The organism is Trinickia soli (assembly GCF_002879855.1).
GTDB classification, from domain to species: Bacteria; Pseudomonadota; Gammaproteobacteria; order Burkholderiales; family Burkholderiaceae; genus Trinickia; species Trinickia soli.
Window position 1 is genome coordinate 88,838 of record NZ_PNYB01000002.1, and the last position, 20,868, is coordinate 109,705.

Consider the following 20,868-nt stretch of genomic DNA (forward strand, 5'->3'; position numbering starts at 1 on the left):
TAACCAGCTAACGAAACAACATGTCTGCCAGTGCAGTGAACGCGGCTCCGGGACGCAACGTCGTCGTCGTCGGGACCCAGTGGGGTGATGAAGGCAAGGGCAAAATCGTCGACTGGCTGACGGACCACGCGCAAGGCGTCGTGCGTTTTCAGGGCGGTCACAATGCCGGTCATACGCTCATCATCGGCGGCAAGAAAACGATCTTGCGCCTCATTCCGTCGGGCATCATGCGCGCGGGCGTCGCCTGCTACATCGGCAACGGTGTCGTGCTTTCGCCCGAAGCGCTGTTCAAGGAGATCGGCGAACTCGAAGCGGCGGGCGTCGACGTCCGTCAGCGCCTGTTTATCTCCGAAGCCACCACGCTGATTCTGCCGTATCACATCGCGATCGATCAGGCGCGCGAGGCGCGTCGCGGCGCGAGCAAGATCGGCACGACCGGGCGCGGCATCGGCCCCGCCTACGAGGACAAAGTCGGCCGCCGCGCGCTGCGCGTGCAGGATTTGTTCGCGCCGGACACGTTCGCCGAACGTCTGCGCGAAACGCTCGATTTCCATAATTTCGTCCTGACCCAATATCTGGGCGCCGCCGCAGTCGACTTCCAGCAGACGCTCGACACGATGCTCGGCTACGCCGAGCGCCTCGCGCCGATGGTCGCCGACGTCTCGCGGCGCTTGTACGACGAAAACGCGGCGGGCCGCAATCTGTTGTTCGAAGGCGCGCAGGGCACGCTGCTCGACGTCGATCACGGCACTTATCCTTTCGTCACGTCGAGCAATTGCGTCGCAGGCGCTGCCGCGGCAGGCGCAGGCGTCGGTCCGCAAAAGTTGCACTACATTCTCGGTATCACGAAGGCGTATTGCACGCGCGTCGGCTCCGGGCCGTTCCCGAGCGAGCTCTACGATGCGGACAATCCGCAGCGACAGAATGCGGTTGGCGTCACGCTCGCGAACGTCGGCAAGGAGTTCGGCTCCGTGACAGGGCGTCCGCGTCGCACGGGTTGGCTCGACGCCGCTGCGCTGCGTCGTTCGATCCAGATCAACGGCGTGTCAGGGCTGTGCATGACCAAGCTCGACGTGCTCGACGGCCTGGAAGAGGTCAACCTCTGCGTCGGATACAAGATCGACGGCAAGAGCGTGGATCTGCTCCCGCGCGGTGCGGCCGAAGTGGCGCGCTGCGAGCCCGTCTACGAGACGTTCGCCGGGTGGAAGGAGAGCACGATCGGCATTACGCAGTGGGATCGTCTTCCCGCCAATGCGCAGGCTTACCTGACGCGCGTTCAGGAAGTGGCCGGCGTGCCGATCGACATGATCTCGACAGGCCCCGATCGCGACGAGACGATCTTGTTGCGCCATCCGTTCAAGGTCTAAGCGATGACGCAGAACATGCCGATGATCGCGATGGCCGACCCGCGCAACGACGAAAAGAACCTCTGGGTGAGCTGGGACGAATATCATCGGCTCATCGAGCTCCTGGCGCTCGCCGTGCATGATTCGGGTTGGAAGTTCGACCAGATCCTTTGCCTTGCGCGCGGCGGCTTGCGCGTCGGCGACCAGCTTTCGCGTATTTACGACCTCCCGTTGGCGATTCTCGCGACGAGTTCCTACCGCGAGGCGGCGGGGACTCAGCAGGGCGAGCTCGATATCGCGCAATACATCACGATGACGCGCGGGGATTTGTCAGGCAACGTGTTGCTCGTCGACGATCTGGTTGACTCGGGAGTGACGCTTGCGCGTGTCCAGCAACATTTGAAAGAGCGCTATCCGGCCGTTGCGGCCGTGCGCTCGGCCGTGCTGTGGTACAAGGGCTGCTCGAAGGTCAAACCCGACTATTTTGTTCAATCCTTGCCGACCAACCCGTGGATCCATCAGCCGTTCGAGGAGTGGGACACGGTTCGGCCGCACAATCTGGGCGCCTGGATCAAACGTGGCGTCGCTCAGGATTGAACTGCGGCACGTAAGTTGCACTTGGTCTGAGTCTCGCCGTTGCGCGGGTATCAATGATCGAGCGGAGTCGGGCGACTCCGCTCTTTTTATGTGTATTCGTCATCGATGCACCGCTAGAATAGCGCTCGGTGCCGGCTGATCCGGTACGAATCGCTTCGTTTATGACAGACAACAACCACGACAACCTTCGCCAGCATTCGTTGCCGGCGCTCGCTCTGGCGGCCATCGGCGTCGTGTTCGGCGATATCGGCACGAGCCCGCTGTATGCGCTTAAGGAAGCCTTCAGCCCCGCACACGGCATCGCACTGACCGACCATTCGATCCTTGGCGTTATCTCGTTATTGTTCTGGGCGATCGTCGTTGTCGTCTCGATAAAGTACGTGTTGTTCGTGATGCGCGCGGACAACAATGGCGAGGGTGGGGTGCTTGCGCTGATGGCGCTGTCTTTGCGGCCGTTTTCGGCAAAGTCGCGCGTCACGGGCGTCTTGATGATGCTCGGCATATTCGGCGCATGCATGTTTTACGGCGATGCTGTCATCACGCCGGCTATCTCGGTCATTTCGGCCGTTGAGGGGCTGGAGATCGCAACGCCGCATCTGTCGCATCTCGTTTTGCCGATCACGATGCTGATCCTCGTCGCGCTGTTTTGGATCCAGCGGCATGGCACGTCGCTCGTCGGCAAACTGTTCGGGCCCATTATGCTCGTCTGGTTTGCGACGCTTGCGTTGCTCGGCATCCATCATATTGCGCGTGCGCCCCAGATCATCGCTGCGCTTAATCCGTACTATGCGATTTCGTTCATGCACGCGCATATGTTGCAAGCGTATGTCGTGCTCGGTTCGGTGTTCCTCGTACTGACGGGCGCCGAAGCGCTGTATGCCGATATGGGTCACTTCGGCGCGCGTCCGATTCGTCTGGCGTGGTACATCCTCGTTATGCCGTCGCTCGTGCTCAATTACTTCGGCCAGGGCGCGCTGCTGATGCTGAACCCGAAGGCGATCGAAAATCCGTTCTTTTTGATGGCGCCGCAGTGGGCGCTGCTGCCGCTCGTCGTTCTGTCGACAGTGGCGACGGTCATCGCGTCGCAAGCCGTCATTTCGGGTGCCTATTCGCTGACGAGCCAGGCAATTCAACTCGGCTACGTCCCGCGGATGAAGGTGCTTCATACGTCGGACCTTGCGATCGGGCAGATCTACGTGCCCGTCGTCAACTGGCTGCTGCTCTTCATCATTTTGTGCGTCGTTCTTGGGTTCAAGAGCTCGGACAACCTGGCTGCGGCGTACGGTATTGCCGTCACGACGACGATGGTCATCACGACCGTGCTGGCCTGCGTCGTCATGGTCAAAGTGTGGAACTGGAACAAGGCGCTCGTCGCAGTCATCATCGCGGCCTTTACGGCCGTCGACCTGGCTTTTTTCGGTGCGAACCTGCTCAAGGTCGCCGAAGGCGGCTGGCTGCCGCTCGGCATTGGCGCGATGCTGTTCTTCTTGCTGATGACCTGGTACAAAGGCCGCATGCTCGTGAAGGAACGCACGGCGGCCGACGGTATCCCGCTCGCCCCGTTTGTGAAGGGGCTGCTCGCGCATCCGCCGCATCGGGTGTCAGGCACTGCAATCTACCTGACCGGCAGCGATTCGCTCGTGCCCGTCAGCCTGTTGCACAACCTCAAGCACAACAAAGTGCTGCACGAACGGACCATTTTTCTCACGTTCCTGACGCGCGATATTCCCTATGTCAAAGACGACGAGCGCATCACGTTGAAGGACGTGGGAGGCGGCTTGTATCTCGTTAGAGCCGCCTACGGTTTCAATGAGACGCCCGATGTCAAAGCGGTGCTGTTCGAGCTTGAGCGCATTTATGGCATGCAGTTCGAACTCATGGATACGTCGTTCTTCCTGGCTCGTGAAACGGTCGTCCCCACGCAATTGCCGGGTATGTCGATCTTGCGCGAACGCGTGTTCGCCTGGATGCATCAGAACGCTGCCAAGCCAACGGACTTCTTCCGTATTCCCGCCAACCGCGTGGTCGAGTTGGGCACGAAGATCGAGATCTGAGCATGATGTAGCCGCCGTCTCCCAAGCTGTCGGACCGGCTTCTCGAAAAACAAAGCCCGCACCTGGAACGACAGGCGCGGGCTTTGTCATTGCAACCGGCGCAATTAATGCCGCGCAGCGGGCGCAGGTGGAGAGCGGCTAGTGTTTGCCAGCCGCGCGCAGCGGCCGCCGCGTCTTGCGCTGTCCCGCTTCGGTTCAGCGCTGTTTCAGCTTCGCAAAGGCCGCAGCCATCGCGCCGGCCGGCTCCGCGTCGCGCGAGCGCTGCGGGGCGCGTGCCGTGCCGCCGGGGCGGCTTGCGCCACGCTCGTCGCGCGCTCCGCTACGCGCCACTGGCGCGGCATCGTCGTCCAGGCGCATCGTGAGCGCGATGCGCTGGCGTTTGACGTCCACATCGATCACTTTGACCTTCACGACCTGGCCGGCCTTGACGACTTCGTGCGGATCCTTGATGAACTTCGTGGACATCGCCGAGACGTGGACGAGTCCGTCCTGATGCACGCCGATATCGACGAACGCACCGAATGCCGCGACGTTGGTGACGACGCCCTCGAGCACCATCCCGGGCGCAAGATCCGAAATCTTCTCGACGCCTTCCCGGAACGTTGCGGTTTTGAATTCGGGACGAGGATCGCGGCCCGGCTTTTCGAGTTCGCCAAGAATGTCGCGGACGGTGGGAAGGCCGAAACGCTCGTCGACGAACTCTGCAGGCGACAGCCCCGCCAGCGCTTCGCGATTACCGAGCACATCGCCGATTTGCTTGCGAATTTTCGCGAGCATCCGTTCGACGACGGGGTACGCTTCAGGATGCACGGAGGAGCGATCGAGGGGATTGTCGCCGCCGTTGATACGCAGGAATCCGGCAGCTTGCTCGAACGTTTTGTCGCCGAGGCGAGGCACCTTGCGCAGATGCTCGCGGGAAGGGAACGGGCCGTTCGAATCGCGGTATTCCACGATGTTGCGCGCCAGCGTGCTGTTCAAGCCCGACACGCGCGCCAGCAGCGCGACCGATGCGGTGTTGGCGTCGACGCCTACTGCGTTGACGCAGTCTTCCACCACGGCATCGAGCGAACGGGCGAGCTCGCGCTGGTTGACATCGTGCTGATATTGGCCCACGCCGATCGCCTTGGGCTCGATCTTGACGAGTTCGGCCAACGGATCTTGTAGACGCCGAGCGATCGAAACGGCGCCGCGCAGCGAGACGTCGAGCTCGGGGAACTCCTTCGCAGCCAGCTCCGACGCCGAATATACGGACGCGCCAGCTTCGGAAACGACAATCTTTTGCAGCTTGAGCTCGGGATGGCGGGCGATCAGTTCGCTTGCAAGCTTGTCCGTTTCGCGCGACGCCGTGCCGTTGCCGATGCTGATCAATTCTGCCTGCGTCTGCGCCGCGAGGCGCGCGAGCTTGGCGATGGAGCCGTCCCAATCGCGACGCGGCTCATGCGGGTAAATCGTGTCGGTGGCGAGCACCTTGCCCGTTCGATCGACCACCGCGACCTTGACGCCTGTGCGCAAACCCGGATCGAGACCGATGACCGCCTTCGGGCCCGCGGGAGCCGCGAGCAGCAAGTCCTTCAGATTGCGCGCGAAGACGCGGATCGCTTCGTGCTCGGCCGTTTCGCGCAATTGCGTCAGCAGCTCATTTTCGAGATGAGGTTGGACTTTGACGCGCCAGCACCAGCGGCACACGTCGGAGAGCCATTTGTCTGCCGGGCGGTTTTGATTCGAGATGCCAACGTGGTGCGCGATCATCGCTTCGCATGGATGCGGCAGTTGCGTGTCCAGTTCTTCGCCGAGCCCCAGCCTGATCATCAGAACGCCCGCGTTGCGTCCGCGAAACAGCGCGAGCGCACGGTGCGAGGGGACCGTCTTCAGCGTTTCCGAGTAGTCGTAGTAGTCGCGGAATTTTTCGCCTTCCTCGTGCTCCTTGCCTTCGACGACCGAGGACGAGACGATGCCGCGCTCCGACAGATAATCGCGCAACTTCCCGAGCAATTCCGCTGTTTCGCCGAATTGTTCCGAGAGAATGTCGCGTGCGCCGTCGAGCGCCGCTTTGACGTCGGCAATGCCTTTCTCGGCGCTGACGTAGGCGGCGGCTTCGGTTTGCGGATCGAGGCGGGGATCGGCGAGCAGCGCCTGTGCGAGCGGCTCGAGCCCTGCCTCGCGCGCGATCTGGGCACGCGTGCGACGCTTGGGCTTGTACGGCAGGTAGAGATCCTCGAGCACTTGCTTGCTGTCCGCGGCATCGATTGCGGTGCGCAGCTCGTCTGTCAACTTGCCTTGCTCGCCGATGCTTGCGACGATCGTCGCGCGCCGGTCTTCCAGTTCCCGCAGATAGAGCAGGCGCTCTTCGAGTTGGCGCAGCTGCGTGTCGTCGAGGTTGTCGGTGACTTCCTTACGGTAGCGCGCGATGAACGGAACGGTGGCGCCTTCGTCGAGCAGTTGCACGGCCGCGGCGACCTGGCGCGGCTGCACGGTCAGTTCGGTGGCGATGCGTTGTACGATCTTGAGAGCTACGGAGTCCGTCATAAGAGAAGCGTCTGGCTGCTGGGGCCTCCTTTCCGCGTGAGGCCGAAGCCTGAAAACGCGAGCCCGAGGCCGGGTTGCTGAAGCGGCGCATTTTGCCACAAATGCCCGGGCGGTCGAGCGCGGGTGTTAGAATTTCGAGCATGTTCCGATCCCCGCCTACGACGTTGCCAACCTCCCGTTTTTCAGTCGCCCTGCGCGCCGCTGCCGTGGCCGCGCTGGCGCTTGCTGTGCCGCTCGGCATGCCTGCCGCTGCACTTGCACAAGCCATGCCCGCGAGCCACCCGGCCGCTGCCACGCCCGAGCCCGCGAGCGGCGCGGCATCCTCCGGCGCCGCCGGTTTCAACGCGCGCCAGCAAGCGCTCGACGCTCGCTCGGCCGCCAACGAATACGCGTACGGCGTCGCCGTGCATAACTGCTATAGCAAATTTTTCGTCAATGCCTGCCTCGGACGGGCGCGCGACAAAATGCGCGCCGTGAGCGGAAAGATTCACGCCGAGCAGCTTGCACTGAACGACGAGCGACGCTCCGTGCGGGCGCAGCAACGCGATGAGGAAGAAGCGCTGCGTCGCGAGCGCGAGGCGGCCGAGGCCCCGCAACGCGCGGCGACCGATGCGCGCAATCAGCAGGCTTTTGAGGACAAGCAGCGCCAGCACGCGCTTGATCAGGCGCAACGCAATGCCGAGGCGCCGCAACATGCCGCCGACCAAGCCGCTTACGATCGTAAGCAGGCCGACTTTCAGCGCAAGCTCGACGAGGCGCGCCAGAACGCAGCCCGGGACGCGAAGGAGCGCGCCGAGCGCGCCCAGCGGTTCGAGCGGAAGCAGGCCGACGCGCAGCAGCACAAGGCGGACGTCGAAGCGCGGCAGAAGCAGGCCGCGCAAAAGGCCCAGGAAAAGCAGCAGCAACAGCAGCAACGGCAGCAGGAACAGCAAAAGCGCTTGCAGCAGGAGCAGCAAAGCGACTGAGGCACGGGGTTTTTGCTGAATGGCAACCTCAGGCGGGCGCCCGTACGGGCGGGTTCGCGCCTGACGAACCGAGGAGGCGACCATGCGCGACCATCATGCGATCCAACCGGAGATGCTTCGCGACCGCATTTTGCAATTGCAGTCGGAGCATAGCGAACTCGATCGCGAGATAGACAAATTGGCGGACTCGTCGGACATTACCGACCTCGACCTGCGTCGGCTGAAAAAACGCAAGCTCAAGGTCAAAGACGATATCTTGTTGCTGCAGTTGCAGCTCGAACCGGACAAGCACGCGTAAGCGGCGAGCGGGCAGGCGTTGTTGCCGCGCGCTCTGCGCCGGTCATTGCATGGAAATGCCTGCCTTGAATTCACCGCTTGATGCCCCATCCGCCGCGTTGCATCCTTCGGCGCCCAGTGCGCCCGAGGATGCTCGCGACGAAACTACATCGTCGACGCAGCGGCAGACGCGTCAGCCCCATGCGCTCGCGGCTGCGCTCGCTCCGCGTCGGCGCGCCGAACTCGACACGATTTTCGCAAGCGATGGCCTGCTGGCTCGCGCCATCGACGGCTATCGGCCGCGTGCCTCGCAAATCGAAATGGCGTCGGCCGTGGCGGCAGCCATGGAGGCGTCGGGGCGCGCCATGCCTGAGCCCGCGATGTTCGAGGCCCAACGTCGCCCAGCGCGACGGCTGCGTGCGGACGCCGAGACACGAACCGAGTCGGCGGACGCAGCGTCCGAAACCGGGGCGTCTTCGCAGGAAGGTAGCGACGGCGAAAACACGCTCATCGTCGAAGCGGGAACCGGCACGGGCAAGACCTTTGCCTACCTCGTTCCGGCGATGCTCTGGGGCGGAAAGGTGATCGTCTCGACGGGCACCAAGCACTTGCAGGATCAGCTGTTTCAGCGCGACATCCCAACGGTGCGCGATGCGCTCGCGGTGCCCGTGTCGGTCGCCATGCTCAAAGGCCGCGCAAATTACCTCTGTCACTACTATCTGCAGCGCACGGCCGACAACGGACGGCTGCCGTCACGGCAAGACACCGCCTACCTGCAAGACATCGTGCGCTTCGCCAAGATCACGCGCACGGGTGACAAGGCCGAACTCGCGAGTGTGCCCGAGACGGCGGCGGTCTGGTCGATGGTGACATCGACGCGCGAGAACTGTCTCGGCCAGGAGTGTCCGCACTATAAAGAGTGCTTCGTCATGCAGGCGCGGCGCGAAGCGCAACAAGCCGACCTCGTCGTCGTCAACCATCATCTCTTCTTCGCCGACATCATGCTGCGTGATACGGGGATGGCCGAGTTGCTGCCGACCGCGAATACGATCGTCTTCGACGAGGCGCATCAATTGCCCGAGACGGCCACGCTGTTTTTCGGCGAAACATTGTCAACGGCGCAATTGCTCGAACTCGCGCGCGACACCGTGGCGGAAGGGCTGGCGCACGCGCGCGACGCGATCGAATGGGTCAAGCTCGGGGCGGGGCTCGAACGGGCGGCCCGCGACGTGCGGCTTGCGTTCAAAGACGACACGTTACGCGTATCGGCCGCACAGCTTGGCGACGATCATCCGCTCTATGGCGCCCTCGATGCGCTCGAAGCGGCGCTCGACGCGGTCTGCACAGCGCTCGCAGGGCAGGCCGAACGGGCCGAATCATTGGGCGCCTGTCTTCGTCGCGCGCGGGAACTGCAAGATCAACTGGCGCGATGGACCGCATTGCCGGAGGACGAGCCGCCGCCTGCATCAGGGACAGGCGGAGCGGCGTCCACGACCGGGCCGTCGGCTCAACACGATCTCAATGAGCGTATCCGTTGGGTCGAGGTGTTCGCACACTCCGTGCAATTGCACGAAACGCCGCTATCGGTTGCGCCGATCTTCGCCAAGCAGCGGGCCGGTGTGCCGCGTGCATGGATCTTCACGTCGGCGACGCTGTCCGTGCGCGGAGATTTCACGCACTACGCTGCGCAAATGGGCCTCGATGCGCGTCGCTCGATGACGTTGCCGAGTCCGTTTGACTATGGCACCCAGAGCTTGCTTTACGTGCCGCGCAATGTGCCGCAGCCGTCCTCTCCGGCTTTCACCGATGCTGTCTTCGAAGCCGCGCTGCCGGTGATCGAAGCGGCCGGCGGAGGCGTGTTCTTTCTCTGCACGACACTTCGCGCCGTCGATCGGATTGCCGGAAAGCTGCGCGACGTCATCGAGGCGCGAGGGTGGTCCACGCCGCTGCTCACACAAGGCGATGCGAGCCGCACGGAACTGCTCGATCGCTTTCGCGCGTATGGCAATGCGATTCTCGTCGGAAGCCAGAGTTTTTGGGAAGGCGTGGACGTGCGCGGCGATGCGCTGTCGCTCGTCGTCATCGATAAGCTGCCGTTCGCACCGCCCGATGACCCGGTTCTCTCCGCGCGCCTCGATGCGCTGACGAAGAAGGGGCTTAGCCCGTTTGCCGTCCACCAACTGCCGCAGGCCGTCATCACGTTGAAGCAGGGCGCCGGTCGCTTGATCCGCGCGGAAACGGACCGCGGCGTGTTGATGATCTGCGATACGCGGCTCGTCGATAAGCCGTACGGCCGGCGCATCTGGCAGAGCCTCCCGCCATTCAAGCGCACGCGCGAAATCGAGGTGGTACGGGAGTTTTTCGCCGAGGGCGCCGAGCAGTCTTCGTAGACGGGGAAGATAAAGAAAACCGGCCGCGAAGGCCGGTTTTCTTTTCGCCGAGATCTTCCGGCTCTAACGAGCCTGATCTGGCCGGCCCGTTAGAACTGCCACCACGATTTCTTGGTGCCGGGCCGTGCATGGCCGGTGATATACGGGCTGTCGGGGAATGTGCCGGCGAGCACGCGACGCGTATCGTCGGCGAGCTTCTGTTCGTTCAGCTTCGTGTACGACAGGATCATCAGGTGCAGGGCATCTTCGATCGCCGGCGCGTTCTTGTACTCTTTGATCGCAAGCTGCGCACGATTGATGGCCGCCACGTAGGCGCCGCGGCGATAGTAGTAATCGGCCGCATGCACTTCATACGATGCGAGCGCGTTGACGATGTAGCGCATGCGCGCTGCAGCGTCGGGGGCGTACTTGCTCTTCGGGTACTTGTCGACGACGATCTTGAACGCGTCGTAGGACTCGCGCAGCGACTTGGGATCGCGTTCGCTCATATCCTGACCGGAGAAACGGCCGAACAGACCGAGATCGTCGTTGAAGTGGATCATCCCCTTCAGGTAGTACGCGTAGGCGATGTCGGGGTGATCCGGATGCAATGAGATGAAGCGGTCGATCGCTTGATCGGCAGCGGCCGTTTCGTTGTCCTTCCAGTCGCAATAGGCGACATTGATTTGCGCTTGCTGCGCGAAGTGGCCGAACGGGTCGCGGCCCTCGAGCGCTTCGAAGTATTTCGCACACTTGCCCCAGTCGCCGCCGGACAACGCATCCTGGGCCTCCGAGTATAATTTGTTGTTTGGCCAGGCGGCTGTCTCGTCGGTCTTTTGCGGCAGGCCGTGGCAGCCTGCCACGAGCACCGCGGCCGCGGCGAGCGCAAGGCCGGCCGAAGCGGATTGAACCGCACGCTTGGCCGCGCGGCTCGCTGCGCACGAAGCCGTGCGCATCATGGTGTTGAGGGCTCGCCGCATTTCTCCATGCTTCCTAGCAATCAGTCTCACTCAGTGACCCAGTTTCAATGACCCGCACACGTCCTTCCGGCAACATGCTCGGCCCTATCGATGAAAGCGCCGATTATAGCCGAAGCGTCAGCGCCGCCGACTCGCAAGAAGACGATCGCGCTGACGGTCGTCCGAGCGCTCGCGCCGATGCCGTCGCGCACACGGGCGAAACGGCCCCACGCGTGGCGTCCGTCCCGTCCGAACTTGCGGGCGATCGACTCGATAAGGTGCTCGCGAAAGTATTTCCCGAGTTTTCTCGCAGCCGCCTGCAGAGCTGGACCGAAGCGGGCCGGGTTCTGCTGAACGGCTCGCCGGCCAAAGTGCGGCAGGCCGTGCCGCTCGGCGCGCGCATCGAGCTTACGCCCGATCTGCTGCCCGAGCAGCTTGCGTTTACCCCTGAGCCGGTTCCGCTCAACGTCGTCTACGAGGACGATTCGCTCGTCGTCATCGACAAGCCCGCGGGCCTCGTGGTTCATCCGGCGGCCGGCAACTGGAGCGGCACCCTTCTCAATGGGCTGTTGTATCGCTACCCCGATGCGGCCGGTCTGCCGCGGGCCGGCATTGTGCATCGGCTCGACAAGGAAACGTCGGGCCTGATGGTGATCGCGCGCACGCTCGAGGCGCAGACCGACCTCGTGCGCCAACTGCAGGCGCGCACGGTCAAGCGCCGCTATGTGGCACTGGTGTGGGGGGCAATGCCCGACGAGGGCATCATCGACGCGCCGATCGGTCGCGATCCGCGTGAACGTACGCGGATGGCCGTCGTCGCGGGCGCCGCCGGCAAGCATGCGCGCACGCGTTTTCGTCTGGTCGGGCAAACGACGTGGCATCAACAGACCGTCAGCGCGATCCATTGCGACCTCGAAACCGGGCGCACACACCAGATTCGCGTTCACTGCGCTCATGTCGGGCATCCTTTGTTGGGCGATCCCGTCTATGGTCATGCGCGCGGGCGCCGCTCCAGCGTGCCGCTGCCTGGGGGCTTCGCGCGCCAGGCGCTGCATGCCTGGCAGCTGGGGCTCGTGCATCCGCGCTCCGGGCGCACGATGCGCTGGCGGGCCGACGTGCCGGCCGACATGGCCGAACTCGCGCAAGCGCTTGGTTTTGGTCAGGATGCAGCGGCGTTCGAGCCCGATGAAGCCAGTGACCACGACGCATACGAGGCGTTCGACGAGAGCGAGGGCGGGTATGCGGATGAGACGGACGACGACGCCGACATCGAGTGATTGCATCCGCCGCGAGACGCGTTGCCGCAGCGGCGAAGCGCGCCAGACCCTGTGCCGCCAGCCTGAATGAACCCCGATGAGCCACGAACGGCCGACACCTGCAGCGCTATGAAAAGAACGGATGAAGGCACCGCGATGAACGAAACCTCGTTGACCGAAGCAGATTGCCTCCTGCCCCCGTGGCGCGTCTCTGCGCGTGTGCGTGCGCTCGTCACGACCCGGGCCGGCGGCGTCAGTTTGCCGCCTTACGGGCGTTGGGCGTCAGGACGCGAAGTGAAGGGCGGCCTGAACCTGGGCTTGCACACCGGCGACGATCCGGCTCATGTCGAGGAAAACCGCGCACGTTTGCTCGCGCTCGCCGGGGTACGGGCCGCGTGGCTCGAGCAAGTCCATGGCGACGCAATCGTCCGGGCCGAAGATGCACTGCGCGATGGCCCGCCCGTGCGAGCCGACGCGAGCGTCACGGCGCAACCGGGCGTTGCCTGTGTCGTGATGGTCGCCGATTGCCTGCCCGTCTTGCTGTGCGACGGCGAGGGCAGGGCCGTTGGCGCGGCACATGCCGGCTGGCGTGGTCTCGTTGCGGGCATTGTGGAAAAGACGGCGCAACGCGTGGCCGATCTCGCGCAGGACGAGGCGAGCGCCCTGCATGCTTACCTGGGGCCGGCAATCGGTCCGCAAGCGTTCGAAGTGGGCGACGACGTGCGCGATGCTTTCCTCAGTGCAGCCGCGGCCACAGAGCGCGATGCGACGGCGCGTGCGTTCGTCGCGCGCGCGGATGCGCCGGGTAAGTATCGGGCCGACCTGTACGCGCTTGCGCGCCTGCGCCTGGCGCGGCTTGGTGTCACGCGTGTGACAGGGGGCGACGCATGCACGGTCGCGCAACGCGAGCGCTTCTTTTCGTACCGGCGCGAGCGCGTCACGGGCCGTATGGCCGCGATGATCTGGCTGACCGACTGAACGTTCGCGGGGGGGCGTTCCCCGCGCCGCACAACGGATGCGCGTGTGTCGCCCCTACGTTCGTTCGCAGGTGCGCGCGAGGGCGGCTATGTGATATGCCGCACATTCAAGCGGCGCTTGGCTTCCGTGTTTTCGATCGACATCGGGAAAACGATAATAAAAAACCTGTCGCGCTGCGGCAAAATCGGTCCAAACCATTGACACGCCTCGTGGCGGGGGCAAGAATGACCGCTCGCAAGGGTGAGCGCAGCGAGGGTCGCAAGGGTTCGCCCAGGTGCGCTCGGTGCCCGCCTCTCAATCAGTCTTCCTTCCCAGACTTACGGCCAAAGCGGGTATGACTGCATCAAAATCTCGATCGACTTCTTCTCACCCCGAAACCCATACGAGCGGCGCGCAGCAAGCCGGAGCCGGCAACGCTGACATGCAACGCATGTTCGAAGCCTGGATGGGCGCCTGGCGTTCGTTCGCCGATCCGAGCAAATGGCCGTCCGCGGCACAGGCGGCCCAGATGGGCGGGGCGGCCGCGCAGGCGAACCGCAGTGCGAGCGGCGCGCCATTCCCGTTTCCGCTCCCGTTCGCGATGCCGCAGATGCCCCAAATGCCGGCAGGCGGGTTCCCGGGTATGACGATGCCCTCGATGCCCTCGATGGCCGACGCCAGCCACGCGTTCGCGGGCATGCAACTGCCGGTAGCGGCGATTCCGCCCGAAAAGTTGCGCAAGCTCCAGGCCGATTACTCGCGCGACTGTCTCGCTCTCATGCAGCAGGCCGGCGCGGCCGACCAGGCGCCGCCCGAGTTGCCCGACCGTCGATTCAGCGCGGACGCCTGGAAAGCCACGCCGGCGTTCGCCTACATGGCGGCGTGGTATCTGCTGAACGCCCGCTACCTGCAGGCGCTCGCCGATGCCCTGGATACGGACGCGAAGACCCGCGAACGGATTCGCTTCGCCGTGCAGCAGTGGACGGCCGCGGCGTCACCGAGCAACTTCTTCGCACTGAATCCCGAGGCGCAGAAGGCGCTGCTCGAAAGCCACGGCGAGAGCCTGCGCCAAGGCGTGATGAATCTTCTGGCCGATATGCGCCGCGGCAAGATTTCGCAGAGCGACGAATCGAGATTCGTCGTCGGCAAGAACATCGGAGCGACCGAGGGCGCGGTCATCTTCGAAAACGAGTTGATGCAACTGATTCAGTACAAGCCGCACACGCCGAGCGTGTTCGAACGGCCGCTGCTGATGGTGCCGCCTTGTATCAACAAGTTCTATATCCTCGATCTGCAACCCGAGAGTTCGCTTGTCGCGCATGCGCTCGACTGCGGCCATCAGGTCTTCATGATCTCGTGGCGCAACGTCGACGCGTCGCTGGCTGGCAAGACTTGGGACGACTACATGAGCGAGGGCGTGCTGGCCGCGATCGACGTGGTCAAGAGCGTCAGCGGGCGTGAACAGATCAATACGTTCGGCTTTTGCATCGGCGGCACGATGATCGCGACGGCGTTGGCCGTATTGGCGGCCCGTGGCGAACATCCGGCCGCGTCGATGACGCTGCTCACCGCGATGCTCGACTTCTCCGATACGGGGGTGCTCGACGTGTTCGTCGACGAATCGCACGTGCGCATGCGCGAGCAGGCGATCGGCGGCCTGAATGGCGCGGCGCCAGGGCTCATGCGCGGCGTCGAGTTCGCGAACGCGTTCTCTTTTCTGAGGCCCAACGACCTGGTGTGGAACTATGTCGTCGACAACTACCTCAAAGGCCGCACGCCCGCACCGTTCGACCTGCTGTACTGGAACAGCGATTCGACGAATCTGCCGGGGCCGATGTACGTCTGGTACCTGCGCAACACGTATTTGGAGAACCGCTTGCGCGAGCCGGGCGCACTGACCGTCTGCGGCGAGGCGCTCGACCTTTCGCGCATCGATGTCCCGACGTTCATTTACGGCTCGCGCGATGACCACATCGTGCCGTGGCGCACCGCGTACGCTTCGGCGCCGCTGCTGACGGGGCCGCAGCGTTTCGTGCTGGGCGCATCGGGGCATATCGCGGGCGTCATTAATCCGCCGGCGAAGGGCAAACGCAGTTTCTGGTCGCATGAAGGCAACGAGAAGGCGTTGCCCGAGAATCCGGACGACTGGTTCGACGGCGCCGTCGAAAAGCCGGGCAGCTGGTGGCCGGAGTGGATGGCATGGCTCGAGCAGTACGGCGGCAAGAAGGTCAAGGTGCGTGCGCAGTTGGGCTCGGCCGAGTACCCGGTTATCGAACCCGCACCGGGCCGGTACGTGCAAGAGCGCGATTGATTCAACCGAGGGCCGGCGACGGGTCGGATCGATCGATCCGGCGTTGATCGGGGCTGGGGAAGCTTTTTAACTATGATGCGCGGCCCTCAGGCCGCCTCACCCGCAAGGAGTCACAAATGACTGACGTAGTGATCGTATCGGCCGCCCGTACGGCGGTCGGCAAATTCGGCGGCTCGCTCGCGAAGATTGCTGCGCCCGACCTCGGCGCGGCCGTCGTGCGCGCGGTGCTCGAACGCGCGGGTGTCAAGCCCGAACAAGTGAGCGAAGTCATCTTGGGACAGGTGCTGACGGCCGGCTCGGGCCAGAACCCGGCGCGTCAGGCGCTGATCAAGGCCGGCTTGCCGAGCGCCGTGCCCGGCATGACCATCAACAAGGTCTGCGGCTCCGGCTTGAAAGCCGTGATGTTGGCGGCGAACGCAGTGATTTCGGGCGACGCCGACATCGTCGTCGCGGGCGGACAAGAGAACATGAGCGCCGCGCCGCACGTGTTGCCGGGCTCGCGCGACGGCTTCCGCATGGGCGACGCCAAGCTCGTCGACACGATGATCGTCGACGGCTTGTGGGACGTCTATAACCAGTACCACATGGGTATCACCGCCGAGAACGTGGCCAAGGAATACGGCATTACGCGCGAAGAGCAGGACAAGTTCGCTGCGTTGTCGCAGAACAAGGCCGAGGCCGCGCAAAAGTCCGGCCGCTTCGACGATGAGATCGTTCCGATCGAGATTCCGCAGCGTAAAGGCGAACCGTTGCGCTTTGTGACCGATGAATTCGTGCGCCATGGCGTGACGGCCGATGCGCTGTCGAGCCTGAAGCCGGCGTTCTCGAAGGAAGGCACGGTCACGGCCGCCAACGCCTCCGGTCTCAACGACGGCGCGGCCGCCGTGCTCGTGATGTCGGCGAAGAAGGCTGAGGCGCTCGGTTTGACGCCGCTTGCCCGCATCAAGGCTTACGCGAACGCGGGCGTCGATCCGAAGGTGATGGGCATGGGGCCGGTGCCGGCATCGCGCCGCTGTCTCGAGCGCGCGGGTTGGTCGGTGGGCGACCTGGATCTCATGGAAATCAACGAAGCGTTTGCGGCGCAGGCGCTGGCAGTCCATAAGCAAATGGGTTGGGATACGTCGAAGATCAACGTGAACGGCGGGGCGATCGCGATCGGTCATCCGATCGGCGCATCGGGTTGCCGCATTCTTGTCACGCTGCTGCATGAGATGCAAAAGCGCGATGCGAAGCGTGGCCTTGCGTCGCTCTGCATCGGCGGGGGGATGGGCGTCGCATTGGCGGTCGAGCGCGCTTGATGCGCGCAACAGCCGCGGGCAGAGCTGTTGGAGCACTGCGGTGGCAACGAAGCGGGTCGCCGGCAGGCGTCCTGCAATACACAGGAATGGAGCGTGATTCATGACTCAGCGTATTGCGTACGTAACGGGCGGGATGGGTGGCATCGGCACCGGGATCTGCCAACGCCTTCATAAGCAAGGCTTCAGGGTGGTCGCCGGCTGCGGGCCGAATTCGCCACGGCGCGTCACCTGGCTCGAGCAGCAAAAGGCGCTCGGGTTCGACTTTGTCGCCTCGGAGGGCAACGTGGGCGACTGGGAGTCGACCAAGACCGCGTTCGACAAGGTGAAAGCCGAGGTGGGCGAAATCGACGTGCTCGTCAACAACGCGGGCATCACGCGCGACGTCGTGTTCCGCAAAATGACGCACGAAGATTGGACGGCCGTCATCGATACGAATCTGACGAGCTTGTTCAACGTCACCAAGCAAGTCATCGACGGCATGGTGGAGCGGGGCTTCGGGCGCGTGATCAATATCTCGTCGGTGAACGGGCAAAAGGGTCAGTTCGGGCAAACGAACTATTCGACGGCCAAAGCCGGCATTCACGGCTTCACGATGGCCCTTGCGCAGGAAGTGGCAACCAAGGGCGTGACCGTCAATACCGTGTCCCCGGGCTACATCGGCACGGACATGGTGAAGTCGATCCGCGCCGACGTGCTCGAGAAGATCATCGCGACGATTCCGGTTCGCCGTCTGGGCACGCCGGACGAGATCGCATCGATCGTCGCCTGGCTGGCCTCGGACGAATCGGGCTTCGCCACGGGCGCCGATTTCTCGTTGAACGGCGGTTTGCATATGGGCTGACGCCCGGGCGCCGGCGGCGGTTCCCACGGCCGTCGGCGCAAAACGCGTTAAAGTATATGGGTTTCGGGGGTCCGGTTCGCTGCGGCAGACGTGGCGGATTCAAGGAGCGCCGTCATTGCGCTGCGTTGCGTTCATAAAAGGCATTACATGTCGACTACAAAGAAAACAGCCGAGCGATTCATTAAAAAGTACCCGAACCGTCGGCTCTATGACACGGAGACGAGCACGTACATCACGCTGAGCGACGTCAAGCAGCTCGTGCTCGATCAGGAGGATTTCAAGGTCATCGATGCGAAGACCAATGAGGATCTGACGCGCAGCATTTTGCTGCAGATCATTCTCGAGGAGGAAAGCGGCGGGGTGCCGATGTTCTCTTCGTCGATGCTTTCGCAGATCATCCGTTTTTACGGTCACGCGATGCAAGGCATGATGGGCGTTTACCTCGAAAAGAACATTCAAGCGTTCATCGAGATTCAGAACAAGCTGGCCGAGCAGTCGAAGAACCTCTATGAAGGCAATGCACTGAACCCCGAGGTCTGGTCGCAATTCATGAACATGCAGGCGCCGATGATGCAAGGGATGATGACGAGCTACATCGAGCAGTCGAAAAACATGTTCGTGCAGATGCAGGAACAGATGCAGAACCAGGCCAAGACGATGTTCAGCTCGTTCAACTTCAAGCCGGGCACGGGTTCCGAGCCGGAGAAGAAGTAACGAACGTGCGGGAGCGGGTGGTAGTGTCGGCCCCGGACGGAGGTTTGGGGGCGCGCCGGGCGAAAGAACGGGGTGCCGGCCCGACCGGGCGCCGAGCGTATAATCCCACGTTTGTCCGGTGAGCCGCTGGCCGCGAAATCGCGTGCGAAGCGCTGGGCCGGAGTCTTCGCCATTCGCTGGATCACCTCATGCCGCACACTTCCGCTTCCCCCGAGCCTTTGCCAGCCACGCCTCAGGCAGCGTCTCAACCGCCCAAAGTGGGCTTCGTTTCGCTGGGCTGCCCCAAAGCGCTGGTCGATTCCGAGCAGATCATCACGCAGTTGCGCGCGGAGGGCTACGCGATCTCGGGCACCTATGATGGCGCCGATCTCGTCGTCGTCAACACCTGCGGGTTCATCGACGAAGCGGTACAAGAGAGCCTGGACGCGATCGGCGAAGCGCTGACCGAAAACGGCAAGGTGATCGTGACGGGCTGTCTCGGTGCGAAAAAGAGCGCCAGCGGCGAGGGGCTCATCGAGCAGGTGCATCCGAAGGTTCTGGCCGTCACGGGCCCGCATGCCGTCGGTGAGGTCATGCAAGCCGTCCATAGCCATCTGCCGAAACCGCACGATCCGTTCGTCGATCTCGTGCCGGCTGCCGGCATCAAGCTCACGCCGCGCCACTATGCGTATCTGAAGATTTCCGAAGGCTGCAATCACCGCTGCACGTTCTGCATCATTCCCTCGATGCGCGGCGATCTCGTGTCGCGACCCGTGGCCGAGGTGATGCTCGAAGCCGAGAATCTGTTCAAGTCGGGCGTCAAGGAGCTACTCGTCATCTCGCAAGACACGAGCGCCTATGGCGTCGACGTGAAGTTCCGCACCGGTTTTTGGAATGGCCGGCCGCTCAAGACGCGCATGACCGAACTCGTCGGCGCCCTGGGCGAGCTCGCGGCGCAGTACGGGGCGTGGGTGCGGCTGCACTACGTCTATCCGTATCCGCACGTCAACGAAATCATTCCGATGATGGCCGAAGGACCGCTCAAAGGCCACGTGCTGCCTTATCTCGATGTGCCGTTCCAGCACGCCGATCCCGAAGTGCTGAAACGCATGAAGCGGCCGGCCAATGCCGAGCGCACGCTCGAGCGCGTGGCCGCCTGGCGCCGCATGTGCCCGGATCTGACCATCCGCAGCACGTTCATCGCCGGCTTTCCCGGCGAAACGGAAGCGCAATTCGAAACGCTGCTCGAATTCGTTCGCGCGGCCGAACTCGATCGCGTCGGCTGCTTCGCCTACTCGCCCGTCGAAGGGGCGAGCGCAAACGAGCTCGATGGCGCGTTGCCCGACGAAGTGCGCGAGGAGCGCCGTGCGCGCTTCATGGAAGTCGCCGAGGAGGTTTCGGCGCAGCGCATGAAACGCAAGGTTGGCAAGACGCTCAAAGTACTGATCGACGAAGTCAATGCCGACGGCGGCATCGGCCGCACGGCCGCCGATGCGCCTGAAATCGACGGCGTTGTCTATGTCGCTCCCGCAACCAAGGCGTCGAAGCGCTACAAGGCGGGCGATTTCGTCTCGGTTCGAATCACGGGCGCCGACGGCCACGATCTGTGGGGCGAAGTCTGACGCTGCCTCGCTTTGTTCGCGTAACGATAAGCCGCCATGGCGAGCCGGCATGGCCGTCATCTTCGCGCGGCGGTAAAACAAGATGCTGCCATCAGAGGACCGAGACACGATGAGGGCGCGGTTTGGTAAGCAGGACCGATGTGAAGGCAAAGCGCACCTGTGCGCCGGGGGCGCCATCCTGTCAGTGCTGTGCTCGCTCGTGCTGCTGGTGCTCTGGCCGCGTTCGGTGTGGGCTCAGGCGGCCACCGCGGTAGGCGCCGCGATCGGTCAACAGGCCGACGACGCAGCCGGCTGGGTGGCGCACCGACGTTCCGATGCGGCCAGCCTTGTCGGGCAAAGCGCTTCGGATGCAGCGGAAACAGTCAACCGGCAGGCCACGGATGCGGCCGGCGCAATCGCTCGACAATCCGCCGATGCGGCCGCGGTCGCGGTGCCGCGTGCGCCGGCCCCGCTTGTGCCCAATCCGGAGTTCGCCCATTTCCCACGCTATGCCGGCATGTTGGGCTCGCGCCGGATCGTGTTGCGTCTTGGTAAGAAGGCCGACGCCGATGATCCGACGGGCGTGCATGGCGAATATCAATTCGTCGATACGGGCGAAGTCGTGCTCGTAGCCGGCGACCGTGAAGGCGATGTGCTCGAAATCGAAGAATCGAACGATGGCACGACCATCACGGGCAATTGGGTCGGGCGCTTTGCCGCCGACGGCTCGCTTGCCGGCGATCGCATGAACATCGACGATTCCGATCCCCAGCCATTCGCTCTCCGCCCGCTTGCGGGCATCTCATCGACACCGTGACC

General features: G+C 63.6%; 15 protein-coding genes and 1 pseudogene. 14 read left to right on the forward strand and 2 right to left on the reverse strand.

Translation table 11 applies throughout. The features are described from left to right. Window positions 1-20: 20 nt before the first annotated feature. The 3 genes from C0Z19_RS02730 to C0Z19_RS02740 all read left to right on the forward strand — a co-directional run bounded on the left by C0Z19_RS02730 (window position 21) and on the right by C0Z19_RS02740 (window position 3,997). Window positions 21-1,367, forward strand: coding sequence for an adenylosuccinate synthase (locus C0Z19_RS02730; protein ID WP_102608269.1), 1,347 nt, complete (start codon window positions 21-23; stop codon window positions 1,365-1,367). 3 nt (window positions 1,368-1,370) lie between these two features. Beyond that, window positions 1,371-1,943 carry a phosphoribosyltransferase gene (locus C0Z19_RS02735; RefSeq protein WP_175083966.1) on the forward strand — a complete coding sequence of 191 codons (573 nt, stop codon included), beginning with the start codon at window positions 1,371-1,373 and terminating at the stop codon, window positions 1,941-1,943. A gap of 161 nt (window positions 1,944-2,104) precedes the next feature. Then, window positions 2,105-3,997 carry a potassium transporter Kup gene (locus tag C0Z19_RS02740; RefSeq protein ID WP_102608270.1) on the forward strand — a complete coding sequence of 631 codons (1,893 nt, stop codon included), beginning with the start codon at window positions 2,105-2,107 and terminating at the stop codon, window positions 3,995-3,997. Window positions 3,998-4,192: 195 nt separating this feature from the next. Here C0Z19_RS02740 and C0Z19_RS02745 read toward each other — a convergent pair whose 3' ends face one another. Next, on the reverse strand, window positions 4,193-6,523 hold the full coding sequence (locus C0Z19_RS02745; protein ID WP_102608271.1) for a Tex family protein: 2,331 nt from the start codon (window positions 6,521-6,523) through the stop codon (window positions 4,193-4,195). A 140-nt stretch (window positions 6,524-6,663) separates the two neighbouring features. Between C0Z19_RS02745 and C0Z19_RS02750 the strand changes: the two genes are divergently transcribed. From C0Z19_RS02750 to yoaA, 3 genes are all read left to right on the forward strand, one after another. Next, window positions 6,664-7,488, forward strand: coding sequence for a colicin transporter (locus C0Z19_RS02750; RefSeq protein ID WP_102608272.1), 825 nt, complete (start codon window positions 6,664-6,666; stop codon window positions 7,486-7,488). A gap of 82 nt (window positions 7,489-7,570) precedes the next feature. Continuing rightward, the gene (locus C0Z19_RS02755; RefSeq protein WP_102608273.1) at window positions 7,571-7,786 is read left to right on the forward strand and encodes a DUF465 domain-containing protein; all 216 of its coding nucleotides are present in this window, start codon (window positions 7,571-7,573) and stop codon (window positions 7,784-7,786) included. A 64-nt stretch (window positions 7,787-7,850) separates the two neighbouring features. Continuing rightward, window positions 7,851-10,154 carry a DNA repair helicase YoaA gene (gene yoaA / locus C0Z19_RS02760; RefSeq protein WP_233195967.1) on the forward strand — a complete coding sequence of 768 codons (2,304 nt, stop codon included), beginning with the start codon at window positions 7,851-7,853 and terminating at the stop codon, window positions 10,152-10,154. A gap of 89 nt (window positions 10,155-10,243) precedes the next feature. On the opposite strand, the gene C0Z19_RS02765 is transcribed toward yoaA, so the two are convergent. After that, on the reverse strand, window positions 10,244-11,089 hold the full coding sequence (locus C0Z19_RS02765) for an outer membrane protein assembly factor BamD (RefSeq protein WP_425330253.1): 846 nt from the start codon (window positions 11,087-11,089) through the stop codon (window positions 10,244-10,246). 71 nt (window positions 11,090-11,160) lie between these two features. On the opposite strand from C0Z19_RS02765, the gene C0Z19_RS02770 reads away from it, so the two are divergent. The 8 genes and pseudogenes from C0Z19_RS02770 to C0Z19_RS29140 all read left to right on the forward strand — a co-directional run. Next, entirely contained in the window at window positions 11,161-12,369 is a 1,209-nt protein-coding gene (locus C0Z19_RS02770) for an RluA family pseudouridine synthase (RefSeq protein ID WP_102608276.1), read from the forward strand. 135 nt (window positions 12,370-12,504) lie between these two features. Next, window positions 12,505-13,326, forward strand: a complete 822-nt coding sequence (gene pgeF, locus C0Z19_RS02775) for a peptidoglycan editing factor PgeF (RefSeq protein WP_102608501.1) — start codon at window positions 12,505-12,507, stop codon at window positions 13,324-13,326. A 421-nt stretch (window positions 13,327-13,747) separates the two neighbouring features. Further along, entirely contained in the window at window positions 13,748-15,616 is a 1,869-nt protein-coding gene (phaC, locus tag C0Z19_RS02780) for a class I poly(R)-hydroxyalkanoic acid synthase (protein ID WP_233195968.1), read from the forward strand. 116 nt (window positions 15,617-15,732) lie between these two features. Then, entirely contained in the window at window positions 15,733-16,914 is a 1,182-nt protein-coding gene (locus C0Z19_RS02785) for an acetyl-CoA C-acetyltransferase (RefSeq protein ID WP_102608278.1), read from the forward strand. A 100-nt stretch (window positions 16,915-17,014) separates the two neighbouring features. Beyond that, complete coding sequence (locus C0Z19_RS02790; RefSeq protein ID WP_102608279.1) at window positions 17,015-17,755, forward strand: 3-ketoacyl-ACP reductase; 741 nt, start codon at window positions 17,015-17,017, stop codon at window positions 17,753-17,755. Between the two features lie 147 nt (window positions 17,756-17,902). Then, a complete protein-coding gene (gene phaR, locus C0Z19_RS02795) occupies window positions 17,903-18,469 on the forward strand; it encodes a polyhydroxyalkanoate synthesis repressor PhaR (RefSeq protein WP_102608280.1) in 567 nt (188 codons plus the stop codon). A 188-nt stretch (window positions 18,470-18,657) separates the two neighbouring features. After that, entirely contained in the window at window positions 18,658-20,070 is a 1,413-nt protein-coding gene (gene rimO, locus C0Z19_RS02800; protein WP_102608281.1) for a 30S ribosomal protein S12 methylthiotransferase RimO, read from the forward strand. A 448-nt stretch (window positions 20,071-20,518) separates the two neighbouring features. Further along, window positions 20,519-20,863: pseudogene (locus C0Z19_RS29140) on the forward strand (hypothetical protein); the annotation flags it as partial. Between the last annotated feature and the right edge of the window lie 5 nt (window positions 20,864-20,868).

Excerpts from the sequence above, each read along its gene's own strand:
- C0Z19_RS02730 (WP_102608269.1), top strand. The coding sequence starts at position 21 with ATGTCTGCCAGTGCAGTGAACGCGGCTCCGGGACGCAACGTCGTCGTC.
- C0Z19_RS02735 (WP_175083966.1), top strand. The coding sequence starts at position 1,371 with ATGACGCAGAACATGCCGATGATCGCGATGGCCGACCCGCGCAACGAC.
- C0Z19_RS02740 (WP_102608270.1), top strand. The coding sequence starts at position 2,105 with ATGACAGACAACAACCACGACAACCTTCGCCAGCATTCGTTGCCGGCG.
- C0Z19_RS02745 (WP_102608271.1), bottom strand. The coding sequence starts at position 6,523 with ATGACGGACTCCGTAGCTCTCAAGATCGTACAACGCATCGCCACCGAA.
- C0Z19_RS02750 (WP_102608272.1), top strand. The coding sequence starts at position 6,664 with ATGTTCCGATCCCCGCCTACGACGTTGCCAACCTCCCGTTTTTCAGTC.
- C0Z19_RS02755 (WP_102608273.1), top strand. The coding sequence starts at position 7,571 with ATGCGCGACCATCATGCGATCCAACCGGAGATGCTTCGCGACCGCATT.
- C0Z19_RS02765 (WP_425330253.1), bottom strand. The coding sequence starts at position 11,089 with ATGCGCACGGCTTCGTGCGCAGCGAGCCGCGCGGCCAAGCGTGCGGTT.
- C0Z19_RS02770 (WP_102608276.1), top strand. The coding sequence starts at position 11,161 with ATGACCCGCACACGTCCTTCCGGCAACATGCTCGGCCCTATCGATGAA.
- pgeF (WP_102608501.1), top strand. The coding sequence starts at position 12,505 with ATGAACGAAACCTCGTTGACCGAAGCAGATTGCCTCCTGCCCCCGTGG.
- phaC (WP_233195968.1), top strand. The coding sequence starts at position 13,748 with ATGCAACGCATGTTCGAAGCCTGGATGGGCGCCTGGCGTTCGTTCGCC.
- C0Z19_RS02785 (WP_102608278.1), top strand. The coding sequence starts at position 15,733 with ATGACTGACGTAGTGATCGTATCGGCCGCCCGTACGGCGGTCGGCAAA.
- C0Z19_RS02790 (WP_102608279.1), top strand. The coding sequence starts at position 17,015 with ATGACTCAGCGTATTGCGTACGTAACGGGCGGGATGGGTGGCATCGGC.
- phaR (WP_102608280.1), top strand. The coding sequence starts at position 17,903 with ATGTCGACTACAAAGAAAACAGCCGAGCGATTCATTAAAAAGTACCCG.
- rimO (WP_102608281.1), top strand. The coding sequence starts at position 18,658 with ATGCCGCACACTTCCGCTTCCCCCGAGCCTTTGCCAGCCACGCCTCAG.